Source organism: Gordonia malaquae (genome assembly GCF_037148075.1).
Lineage (GTDB): Bacteria > Actinomycetota > Actinomycetes > Mycobacteriales > Mycobacteriaceae > Gordonia > Gordonia malaquae.
On record NZ_JBBCUB010000002.1, the window covers coordinates 151528 to 163087 of the forward strand.

At 65.9% G+C, this 11560-nt stretch carries 11 protein-coding genes; 3 read left to right on the top strand and 8 right to left on the bottom strand.

The window, feature by feature from the left end:
- Positions 1-24: 24 nt before the first annotated feature.
- The 6 genes from WFK36_RS07715 to WFK36_RS07740 form a co-directional block, all read right to left on the bottom strand.
- Complete coding sequence (locus WFK36_RS07715; protein ID WP_336791205.1) at positions 25-942, bottom strand: 3-methyladenine DNA glycosylase; 918 nt, start codon at positions 940-942, stop codon at positions 25-27.
- Positions 942-2018 (bottom strand): hemolysin family protein, encoded by a 1077-nt coding sequence (locus tag WFK36_RS07720; RefSeq protein ID WP_336791206.1) that lies wholly within the window; start codon positions 2016-2018, stop codon positions 942-944. Before WFK36_RS07720 ends, WFK36_RS07715 begins: the two co-directional genes overlap by 1 nt.
- Positions 2011-3387: a hemolysin family protein gene (locus WFK36_RS07725; RefSeq protein ID WP_336791207.1), complete on the bottom strand. Its 1377-nt coding sequence runs from the start codon at positions 3385-3387 to the stop codon at positions 2011-2013. Before WFK36_RS07725 ends, WFK36_RS07720 begins: the two co-directional genes overlap by 8 nt.
- 9 nt (positions 3388-3396) lie before the next feature.
- A complete protein-coding gene (guaB1, locus tag WFK36_RS07730) occupies positions 3397-4833 on the bottom strand; it encodes a GMP reductase (protein WP_336791208.1) in 1437 nt (478 codons plus the stop codon).
- A 45-nt stretch (positions 4834-4878) separates the two neighbouring features.
- Positions 4879-5817, bottom strand: coding sequence for a M56 family metallopeptidase (locus tag WFK36_RS07735; protein ID WP_336791209.1), 939 nt, complete (start codon positions 5815-5817; stop codon positions 4879-4881).
- Between the two features lie 63 nt (positions 5818-5880).
- Entirely contained in the window at positions 5881-6273 is a 393-nt protein-coding gene (locus WFK36_RS07740; protein WP_336791210.1) for a BlaI/MecI/CopY family transcriptional regulator, read from the bottom strand.
- Between the two features lie 259 nt (positions 6274-6532).
- On the opposite strand from WFK36_RS07740, the gene WFK36_RS07745 reads away from it, so the two are divergent.
- Both WFK36_RS07745 and WFK36_RS07750 read left to right on the top strand, forming a co-directional pair.
- Positions 6533-6937 carry a PaaI family thioesterase gene (locus tag WFK36_RS07745; RefSeq protein ID WP_336791211.1) on the top strand — a complete coding sequence of 135 codons (405 nt, stop codon included), beginning with the start codon at positions 6533-6535 and terminating at the stop codon, positions 6935-6937.
- A gap of 120 nt (positions 6938-7057) precedes the next feature.
- Positions 7058-8815 (top strand): BCCT family transporter, encoded by a 1758-nt coding sequence (locus WFK36_RS07750; RefSeq protein ID WP_336791212.1) that lies wholly within the window; start codon positions 7058-7060, stop codon positions 8813-8815.
- A 70-nt stretch (positions 8816-8885) separates the two neighbouring features.
- Here WFK36_RS07750 and WFK36_RS07755 read toward each other — a convergent pair whose 3' ends face one another.
- Both WFK36_RS07755 and WFK36_RS07760 read right to left on the bottom strand, forming a co-directional pair.
- Complete coding sequence (locus tag WFK36_RS07755; protein ID WP_008376518.1) at positions 8886-10319, bottom strand: NAD(P)/FAD-dependent oxidoreductase; 1434 nt, start codon at positions 10317-10319, stop codon at positions 8886-8888.
- Between the two features lie 88 nt (positions 10320-10407).
- Complete coding sequence (locus WFK36_RS07760; RefSeq protein WP_008376517.1) at positions 10408-11013, bottom strand: GNAT family N-acetyltransferase; 606 nt, start codon at positions 11011-11013, stop codon at positions 10408-10410.
- A gap of 61 nt (positions 11014-11074) precedes the next feature.
- Between WFK36_RS07760 and WFK36_RS07765 the strand changes: the two genes are divergently transcribed.
- Positions 11075-11530, top strand: a complete 456-nt coding sequence (locus WFK36_RS07765; RefSeq protein WP_223291377.1) for an acyl-CoA thioesterase — start codon at positions 11075-11077, stop codon at positions 11528-11530.
- The last annotated feature ends 30 nt before the right edge of the window (positions 11531-11560 follow it).

The window sequence follows — 11560 nt, forward strand, 5'->3', positions numbered from 1 at the left end:
GCGAGATCATCCGGCACAGATATTCTACCGGCCCGGTTGCTCCATCGGACTCGCCCCCCGACACCGCTTGCGCAGGTCGTCGCATCTGGCGATCACCGATTCTCGGAGGACCGCGCCGCGTTCGGCGACGACTGTCTGCTCGGCCGCGTACTGCGCGCGACCCTCTGCGGTCTCGATCGGGACGGGCTCGTACGGCCTGCCGGTCATGTCGAGAACACCGGTGAGGTCGTAGGGGCTGGCCCGCATGTCGAGTTCTCGCGCCGTGAGCGCCAACTCGAAGCAGTCGCCGAGCAGGTCCGAACCGATCAGCGGAGACAGGCGCAGGCAGTACCGGTACAGGTCCATCGTGGCGTGCAAGCACCCTGGCTGCTCATTGGCAACGGCATCGGCCCTGGTCAGGTCCATGGCGTTGCGTGGGCGCGCGGGATCGGTGAAGAAGCGGAACGCGTCGAAATGTGTGCACCGGAGCCCACTCCGTTCGACGACGGCATCCGTCTCGACAGCGCCGAGGCGCAACGGATGTGGGTGCCGATTGGCGTCGGAGCGATACACCATCGCCCATTCGTGGAGCCCGAAACACCCGAATCTCGGCGCCCGTCCCGCTGTCGCCTGCGTGATCGCCAGCGTCGCGTCGAGCAGGTCGATGCGGGACTCGAGGTGCTCCTGCGAGACGGTTGCAGTGCCGTCATCGTCGACGATGTAGCCGCGTAGCCCGGTGTACCGACGTGCTCGTTCGAGTGACACACCGAACCCCGGGTGCCATCGTGTGACTTGTGCCGGACGCACCGCGTAGTACGTGAACAGAAAATCGACAACGGGATGCGCCACTCCCGCCCTGCGCCCGGCGAAATACGGTCCGACCAGCGCATTCATTCTGTCTCGGTGCGTGGCGGCCCGTGCTGACCATTCTGAATGCGTCAGGAGCCGATCGTGGCCGGACATCAGATTCGGTGTGTGGAGTCCCGCACCGCACCGACGAACGCCTCGGCGAGATCGGCCAGGGCGACCATGCCGACGACCGCGCCCGATGCGTCGACCACGGCGGCGAGATGCGCGCTGACACGCTGCAGCGCGGTCGCGGCCTCGTCGAGAGGCAGCGTTGCCGCCAACGTCGGCAACGGGCGGATCTTGTCGACGGCGACAAGGGAGTCGGAGTCGACGTTGTCGTCGAAGACGTCGTCGAGCACGTCCTTGAGATGCAAGTAGCCGATGTACGAGCCGTCGAGGCCCCGAACAGGGAAACGAGAGTAGCCCGTCTCACGGACAGCGTCCTCGAGTGCGCTCAGGCGTGGGCCCAGCCCGCCGGTCGCCGGATCCGGCAGCACCCGAACGCTGTGGACGTCGGTCAACGGGATCATCACCTCGCTGACCGTCCGCTGGACGGTTTCGAGGGCCCGAGTGAGTCGATCGTGTTCACCGGCGTCGAGCAGCCCGGACTCACGTGACTCGCCGATCATCTGCGCCAGCTCGGTCTCGGTCACGGTCGAGGCCAGCTCGTCCTTGGGCTCCACGCGCATCAACCGGAGAACGCCGTTGGCGAGTGCGTTGAACACCCAGATGAACGGTTTTGCGATCCGCAGGAACCACAGATGCACCGGCACCAGCAGCATCGCGGCGCTCTCCGGGCCCGCGAGTGCGATGTTCTTCGGCACCATCTCGCCGACCAGGATGTGCAGGACGACAACAATCGCGAGTGCGATCGCGAACGCGATCGGGTGCAGGAGGCCATCCGGGATGCGCATGAGCCCGAGCGGCTTCTCGATGAGGTGGGCGATCGCCGGTTCGGCGATCCGACCCAGCAGGATCGAGCAGATCGTGATGCCCAATTGGCATCCCGCCAACATCAGCGAGAGATTCTCCGACGCTGTGATCACGGTGCGGGCCCGCTTCTTGCCGGACTCCTCCAAGGCGATGAGTCGGTCTCGTCGGGCTGCGATCAGCGAGAACTCTGCACCGACGAAGAAGGCGTTCGCCGCCAGCAGGAGTACCGCGAGGAGGATTCCCCAGATGTCACCCATGAGCGTCTCCCGTCGTCTCATTGTCGACGATGGTCAACCACACCTGGTCCACGCGCCGGGCGTCCATCCGGACGACAGTCGCGCGCCATCGTTGCGGAGGCTCACCGCGGTCGGTGTCCGACGTCGATTCGCGAACCGGCAAGTCGACGACGTCGCCCACTTCGGGGATCCGCCGCAGAACGAACATCACCAATCCACCGAGAGTCTCGTATGCGCCATCGGGCGCGCGGTACCCGACGGCGTCCTGCACTTCGTCCAGTCGCAGCAGACCGGCGCACCGGAAGCCGTTTCCGACACGGGCGACCTCGGACTCCTCGTCGTCGTGCTCGTCGGTCACATTGCCGAGGATCTCTTCGATGATGTCCTCAGATGTCACGATGCCTGCCGTTCCGCCGTACTCGTCGACGACGACACACACTTCGAGGCCGTCGGCGGAGATGCGGTCCATGAGTGCGTCACCGTCGAGACTGTCGGGCACGCGGGTGACCGGTCGTGCGATGGACCGGAGGGGAGTGGTCGAGTGCTCGCGAGCTGGGACGGTGAACGCCTGCTTGATGTGGACCACGCCGATCAGATTGTCCAGGTCGCCGTCGGGCGCCACCAGGAAGCGGGAGTGACCGGTGCTCGAGGACGCCTCGATCAGATCGTGTACGGAGTCGCCGGGCTCAAGACTCTCCACGCGGACACGGGGTGTCATCAGGTCCTCGGCGGACAGATCGCCGAAGCGCAGTGATCGGTCGACGAGGGCCGCGGTGTCGGCGTCCATCTCACCGTGCAGGGCCGAATTGCGGACCAGGACCGACAGTTCCGCGGCCGAACGGGCCGACTGCAGTTCCTCGGTCGGCTCCACACCCAGACGTCGGACCAGCCTGTTCGCGGTTCCGTTCAATCCGTTGATGGCGTGTTTGAACATCGTTGCGAACGCACTCATCGGCCCTGCGGTGGCGCGGGCGACGGCGAGCGGTTTGGCGATGGCCAGGTTCTTGGGGACCAACTCGCCCAAGACCATCGACAACGACGTCGCGATCACCAGTGCCAGAGCCAACGAGACACCCGCCTGCCACGACTCGGGGATCTTGACGGCGTCCAGAATCGGGTTGAAGATGCGGGCGAGCACCGGCTCAGCGATGTAACCGGTGATCAGAGTGGTGATGGTGATGCCGAGCTGGGCGGCCGAGAGTTGAAACGACAGTTCTCGATGCGCCCGGTCGACCGACCGTGCGCGTCGGTCACCTCGACGGGCGAGGTCGTCGGAGATCGTCGATCGTTCGAGTGCGGTGAGCGAGAACTCTCCGGCGACGAAGAGTGCGGTGCCGAGGGTGAGCGCCACGAAGCCGATGAGGCTCGCGACGATGATCACTATGTCCACGTGGGCGGGTCACCAACCCCCGGGCAGCGGTCTGCCCTCGGCGAATCCGGCGGCCGACTGAACCCCGAGCACCACCTTCTCGTGCATCTCTTGGAGGGTTGTCGCGCCGGTGTACGTCGCGGTCGACCGGACACCGGAGCAGATGTGGTCGATGAGATCCTCGACGCTCGGGTGCTCCGGATCGATCCGGATGCGCGACGACGAGATGCCTTCTTCGAAGAGGCCCTTACGAGCCTGGTCGTAGGCATTGTCGGTGGCCGATCGTGCGGCGACCGCTCGTTTGGAGGCCATGCCGAAACTGACCTTGTATTCGCCGCTCGTATCGGTGTGGAGGTCTCCCGGCGATTCGTACGTGCCGGCGAACCACGATCCGACCATGGCGTTGGACGCACCGGCGGCGACGGCGAGTGCCACATCGCGCGGATGCCGGATCCCGCCGTCAGCCCAGACGTGTGCGCCGCGTTCCCGGGCGGCCGCGGCGCATTCGGCGACGGCGGAGAACTGCGGTCGTCCGACACCGGTCATCATGCGCGTGGTGCACATGGCGCCGGGACCGACGCCCACCTTGACGATCGTCGCGCCCGCGTCGATCAGGTCGAGTGCACCGCGTTCGGAGACCACATTGCCTGCGGCGATCGGGACGCCGAGATCGGCGCCTGCAACGGCGGCCAGCGCAGTGAGCATCTTCTCCTGATGCCCGTGCGCCGTGTCGACGACGATGACGTCCGCACCGGCCTCGACGAGACCGCGAGCCTTGCCGACGACGTCGCCGTTGATGCCGACCGCGGCGGCCACGCGGAGGCGACCCTGCGCGTCGACGTTCGGGCGATAGATGCCTGCCCGCAGCGCGCCGGTGCGAGTCAGCACGCCGACCAGTGCACCGCCGTCGTCCACGAGGACGGCCAGTTCGGCGTTCGCGTCGGTCAGGGTGTCGAACACCGTCCGCGGATCGGTGCCGGCGGGAAGCACGACGGGAATCGCTGTCATCGCCGAGCGCAGGTCGGTGAACATGTCGATGTCGTGGCCGGTCACGTTGCGAGCCACCAGGCCGACCGGCCGTCCGTCGTCGACGACGACCGCGGCGCCGTGCGCTCGCTTGGGGATCAACGACTGGGCCTGCGCCATCAGATCGTTCGGCGACATCACCACGGGTGTGTCGGCGACGAGGTCACGGCTCTTGACGAATCCGATCGTCTGCGCAGCAGCGTCGAGCGGCACGTCCTGGGGGAGGACGACCAGGCCGCCGCGGCGTGCGACGGTCTCGGCCATCCGCTTGCCGGCGATCGCGGTCATGTTCGCGACCACCAGCGGGATCGTGGTTCCGGTCCCGTCGGTCGACGCGAGGTCGACGTCGAACCGCGAGGTGGCGGCCGATCGGTTCGGGACGATGAACAGATCGTCGTAGGTGAGGTCGTGGTCGGGTTCGTGCCCGTCCAGGAATCGCACGCGCGGACCTTTCTCCTTGTTGAGGGATGCCAGAGCTGAGGGATGTCAGAAGTGGGTGATGAGCCGGTTGAGTTCGGTGAGCCAGGGGATCGCGACGGCGAGGGTCGGCACCACCAGAATCGCTGCGGCCAGCGTGTACGCGGTGGCGGACACCAACGGGACCGGCCGCACATAGCCGAGGCGTCGCACTCTGGTCAGCGTGGTCGGCCCGCCCACCGCCATCGCGCCGCGCGGTGCGGTCGCGTCGGCACAGGCCACGAGCGCACGGCCGACGGTCGTCGGGGCAGTCGCGCGGGCGGCTTGGTCGTCGGCGAGTGCTTCGGCGAGGAGTTCCACCGATCCGAGCGCCGACTGCGATCGGACGAATCGGGGGAAGGCCTCGTGCAGTGCGATGAAGGCCTCCAGGACGAGATCGTGACGTGCGCGAAGGTGAGCGCGTTCGTGTTCGATGACGGCGGTCAGCTCATCGTCGGTGAGGCGGTCGAGAACTCCCTCGCTGACCACGATGCGGCTGCGCAGCCCCGGCAGACAGTAGGCGAGTGGGGTCGGGACGTCGAGCACGCGGACGTCCCGGTCGGTGCCGCGACGCTTGTCCACGCAATCGACGAGGTCGACCAGATTCCGGTGGATGGTTCGGCGCGCACGCGTGCGGATGCCGACGCGCACGACGGTGAACATCAGTCGCGCGCCGACCAGCAGGGTCAGCGCGAACACCACGACGTAGAGCGTCCACAGGAACCATCCGAGCCGACCGATCTCGTCGAGCGGGTTGGTGGTCGGAGCTCCGTCGTGGCCTGGGGTGAGGAGATTCGCGGCGATCGCGAGTCCGGTGGAGAACGCGGAGAGGACGGCGGCGAGTGCGACCGACTGCCAGAGCGCCATCGCGGCTCGCGGTGCGTAGAGCGGCCAGGTCGCTCGGGACAGAGCCTGGGGGATCGGTCCGACAAAAGCGATCGTGAGGATGCCGAACAGCAGCGCGGTCATCGGCCTTCCTCGAATCGTGCGGTCGAGCCGAGGCTCGACTGATGGTTGTCGACGATGTCGACTCTAGTGTTTCAGGCCGCGAGACGACTCGAGTTCGTCGAGAGCCCCGCGGAGGGCGGCGACTTCGTCGGCGTCCACTTGGCCGACGAACGAGACGAGTGCGGCATGTCGGGAGCCCGGTGCTTCGGCGCCCTTGAGCGCGTCGACCATCAGGCTGGCGACGAGGTCTTCACGTGGGCGCGTCGCTGCGTACCGGTGCGCACGATCGTCGCGGATCTGCGTGACCAGTTCCTTCTTGGTGAGGCGCTGCAGCACGGTCATCACGGTCGTGTAGGCGAGGGCCCGCGAGCGGGACAACTCTGCGTGAACCTGACGAACCGTCTGTGGGGTCGGCGACGCCCACAGAGTGTCCATCACGGCACGTTCCAGCTCTCCCAGTCCGTTCATCTTCTTCATCTTACGTCGGCTCCTCTCGTTGATCGCTCCCCGCCCGGTCGAATGTGTTAACGCGAGGGCGCTGCGATTAGTTCCCTCGCCGGTTCTCCGTGGCGCGCTTGACAATGTAAGTAAGGCTAGCCTACATTCAATCTCAGCGATCGCGTGAGTGTCCTGAGGGCTGCAGAGACCCCCGATCCGCGGCGACGGCCCCCGGGCTCCGATGAGGAGCTCCGGGGGCCGTTGACTTTGCCGCCCAGCACGCTGGCACGCTGAGGTCATGACTGAAGACTATGAAGCTCTTGTGAAGACGGCCACCGGACTCGACGCGCTTCTCGGATTCGAGATCGCGGAAGCGACGGGCGAGGGTCTGCGAGGCACTCTCGCTGTGCGTTCCGACCATCATCAGCCGTTCGGAATCGTCCACGGCGGAACGTATTGTGCGCTCGCCGAGACCGCTGCGAGCGTGAGCGCGTTCTGCTGGCTGCAGGAGAGCGGGATCGGCGGCCATGCCGTCGGCGTCAACAATTCGACTGATTTTCTGCGGTCCGTTTCCGAGGGTGTCATCAGTGTCGTGGCAACCCCCGTGCACCGTGGAAAGCGTCAGCAGCTGTGGCTCATCGACATGACCGATGACCAGGGAAGATTGCTTGCGCAGTCGAAGGTTCGCATGCAGAATCTCTGACACTGCCCCTCCGCCGCCGTCCTCTGTTCAGCTGACAGGGGTCGGCGTCGGTGTATGACGCGGTCCGTTTCCACCTGAGAAGAACCTGTTACGGTCAGACGGCACTGATCAACGGAGCTCATGCGAAGGGGAGTCGTGTCAAAGCTTGAGAGCACTACAAAGAGATCGCAGCGCGACTGGGTCGTCTTCTCGATCACGGCCGCGTTCTCGATCGCATTCGTCGTCTGGGGGTTCGTCGACAAGGACAGCCTTTCGACGATTTCCGCCAACGCCAAGAACGGCGTTATCACCAACCTCGGATGGCTCTTCGTTATCGCCTCGACGGGGTTCGTGATCTTCGTCATCTGGTTGGCGATGAGCAGGTTCGGCCGCATTCCACTGGGCGGTGACGACGACCAGCCCGAGTTCCGTACGAGCTCGTGGATCGCGATGATGTTCAGCGCCGGCATGGGTATCGGCCTCATGTTCTTCGGCGTCGCCGAGCCGCTGACGTACTACGTCTCGCCGCCGCCGGGAACGGTCGACCCGGAGACTGTTGAAGCGTTCAAGACGGCGATGGGCACCACAATGTTCCACTGGGGACTCCACCCGTGGGCCATCTACGCGGTCGTCGGCCTCGCCATCGGCTACGGCATGTACCGCAAGGGACGTTCACAGCTGCTGTCCGCCGCATTCACATCGCTGTTCGGCGACCGCGCCAACGGCATCGGCGGCAAGGTCATCGACATCCTCGCGATCTTCGCGACTCTGTTCGGGTCGGCGGCGTCGCTCGGCCTCGGCGCGCTGCAGATCGGCGACGGTCTGAAGTTCGCGGGCTGGGTCGGCACGGTCGGCACACCGATCCTGGTGATCATCATCGCGGTGCTGACGTTCTGCTTCATCCTGTCCGCCGTGTCCGGCGTGGCGCGCGGCATCCAGTGGCTGTCGAACATCAACATGGTTCTCGCCCTGGCGCTCGCGGTGTTCGTGTTCGTCGCCGGGCCGACGCTGCTGATCCTGAACCTGCTGCCGTCCGCGCTCGGCGACTACGCGCAGGACTTCGTCCAGATGAGCACACGCACCAACGCCGACGGCGACGCACAACTCGCCGAGTGGCTGTCGTCGTGGACGATCTTCTATTGGGCCTGGTGGATCTCGTGGACGCCCTTCGTCGGACTGTTCATCGCGCGCATCAGCCGCGGCCGGACCATCCGGCAGTTCGTCAGCGGAGTGCTGTTCGTCCCGATGCTCGTCAGCCTGGTCTGGTTCGCGATCTTCGGCGGCGCGGCGATCAACCGGCAGCACGAAGTAGGCGACTTGGCCTCCGACGGCAAGGTCGACTCCACGGGCGCGTTGTTCTCCCTGCTCGACACGATGCCGTGGGCGGGGATCACCACTGTCGTCGTGATGATGCTCGTTGCGATCTTCTTCGTGTCGGGCGCCGACGCCGCGTCCATCGTGATGGGGTCGCTGTCGGAGCGTGGTGTGCATGAACCGCAGAAGTCGACGGTCATCTTCTGGGGTGCTCTGACGGGTGCGGTGGCCGCCATCATGCTGGTGGTCGGCGACGGCGGCGCCACGGCGCTCACCGGCCTGCAGAACATCACCATCGTGGCGTCGGTTCCGTTCGTCATCGTCATGATCGTGCTGTGTGTCGCGCTGTACAAGGACCTGAGCAGCGACCGGATCGTCGCAGTGAGTGATCGAAGCACATTGCTCGTCGAGCGCGCCGTCGCCATCGGTGAAGACAGCTACGGCGACAACTTCGATCTGGTGACCCGCTACAGCGAGACCGGAACAGACCCGGTGAAGCACATGGAAGGCGTCGACACGGAGTCCGACGTCGACGATGCCGACCACGCGGACGACAGTCTCGTGAAGCCGGACCCGTCCACGTAGGCCGCCGGTCCCGGAACGACAAACGCTCCTGTCAGATCCTGACAGGAGCGTTTGTCGTTAGGTCCAGGCGTCAGCCTGCGGAGGAGTTGCGTTCCTCGAGGTCCTTCTTCGCCTTGGCGCGTTCGTCGTCGGCGAGCCGGAGACGCTCGAGGTACGACAACTCGGTGAGGGCGTGTCGCGCGTACACCTGCTGCTCGGTGACGGCGAGCTGCGTGCGGCCGCGGGTGCTGAACGCGAAGAACCAGTTCACGAAGGTGTTCACGCGGTTGCGGAAGCCGACGATGTAGATCAGGTGCAGGAACAGCCAGCCGAGCCACGCGATGTAGCCCTCGGTCTCGAACTTCTTGCTGGTCCCGGGGATCGGCACCTGCATGACGGCGCTGAACCGCGAGATCGTCGCCATCGAGCCCTTGTCGAAGTAGCTGAACGGCTTCCGCTCCTGCGGAGTGTGTCCCTTGAGGGACGCGCGGATGGCGTCGGCGGCGTATCGTCCGCCCTGAATGGCGCCCTGTGCGACGCCGGGGACACCCTCGACGGCCATCATGTCGCCGACCACGAATACGTTGGAGTGGCCGGGGATCGTCAGGTCCGGTCCGACCTTCACGCGGCCCGCGCGGTCGAGTTCGGTGTCCGACTGATCGGCGAGGATCTTGCCGATCGAGCTCGCCTGCACGCCTGCTGACCAGACCTTGCACTGGCTGGCGATCGTGGCGATCTGACCGTCCGGGTACTTCACCGTCAGGCTGTCGTCGTCGATGTCGGTGACCATCGCACCGAGCCGGACGTCCACGCCGATCTTCTCGAGGCGAGCCTTCGCCTTCTGACCGAGCTTCTCGCCGAACGGCGGGAGAACAGCGGGGGCGGCGTCGAGCAGGATCACCTTCGCCTTGGTCGGATCGATGTTCCGGAAGGCGCCCTTGAGCGTCTTGTCGCTCATCTCGGCGATCTGGCCGGCCATCTCGACGCCCGTCGGGCCGGCGCCGACGACGACGAACGTCATCAGCATCTCCTGCTCTGCGGGATCGTCGGACAGCTCGGCCTGCTCGAACGCGCCGAGGATGCGACCGCGGAGCTCAAGGGCGTTGTCGATCGTCTTCATGCCGGGCGCGAACTCGGCGAAGTGATCGTTTCCGAAGTACGACTGGTCGGCGCCGGCGGCGATGATCAGATCGTCGTACGGGGTCTCGGTGGTGCGCTCGAGCAGCTGCGATCGGACCACCTGCTTCGCCAGGTCGATGTCGAAGACCTCGCCGAGGATCACGCTTGCGTTGCGCTGGTCGCGGAGGATCACACGCGTCGCCGGAGCGATCTCGCCTTCGGCGATGATGCCTGTCGCGACCTGATACAGCATCGGCTGGAACAGGTGGTGGGTTGTCTTCGCGATCAGGGTCACGTCGACGTCGGCCTTCTTGAGGCGCTGCGCCGCGAACAGACCGCCGAAGCCCGATCCGATGATGACGACCCGTCGGCGTCGCATCGGGTCAGTGGCAATGGTGTTGCTCATCGGTGTCTTCTCCAGTGTCGTCTTGGGTTAGTCGTCGGCTTGTGGCCCGAGGAGTCCAACGGTAGTCGTTGGCCGGATGCGGGGCATCTCAGGCTGTGCGATTCGACTCGTCGTGCGATCCGGCCGCGGTGATGCCGCTGTGTCGGCCACGCGTTCGCAGCCACTGTTCGCGCAGTATCTCGTATTCGACGTCGCCGTCGGGGAGACCGGGGGACAGTTGCTCCGACGACAGTGAACCGGCCGACAGTCGCATGCCGAGCTTGCTCATCACCCGCTGCGAGGCGGCGTGGTCGGTGTGGGTGCTGGCGAAGATCCGATCGGTGTCCGACGTCAGGAAGCTCACTGCGATCAACGCCGTGGCAGCTTCCGCAGCGAGCCCTCCACCCCAGAATCGGCGGTGCAGCCGATAACTGAGTTCGAGCTCCCGGATCCCGGTGTGGCGGGGCACCCGCAACTGCGCCCAGCCGATGAACTCTCCGCCGCGCCGCGCAGTCAACGTCCACAGCCCGGTGCCGTGGGTGCGGAACTGTGCTTCGGAACGCGGGATCACCCAGTCCTCCACCGAGCTGCGCGTCGACGGCTCACCGCCGCTCACGAACCGCATCACCTCGGGATCGGCGTCGAGTTCGAGGAGCCGGTCGGCATCGGCGTGCGACACCGGTCGTAGTCGTAGACGCTCCGAGTCGATTGCCATCTACAGCAGTCTATCGATGCGCGTGGAGTTCGTGTCGGATGGCAGCGATATGGTCAGTCGCGTGTCGGACATACAGAACTCGTCGAACTCGCCTCGGCCCCACAGCGTCGAGATCGCCCTCCGCTGGGGCGATCAGGATTCGCTCGGTCACATCAACAACGTGCAGATCGCGCGGCTTTTCGAAGAGGCGCGCGTCCGCACGATGAGCTCGTGGTTCGGCGGTGCCCGCAGCGGGTACGCGGGAGTGATCGCGCGCCAGGAGATCGAGTTCGCGTCGATCCTGCACTACTCCGACGAGCCGGTCAGAGTCGACGTGTGGGTGCCCCGGATCGGCACCACCTCGTTCGACTTCGGATGCGCCCTGTACGGGGCCGACGGAGCACTCGCCGCTCTGGCGGAGACGACGCTGGCCGGACTCGACCTCCGGACCGGGCACAAGATGGTGATGCCCGAGAACGTCGTCGCGGTGCTGCAGGCGAACAGCGGAGACCCGGTTCCGCTACGTCGCCGTCGCTGAGCGATAGCCCTACACACTGTGCGACAGGGG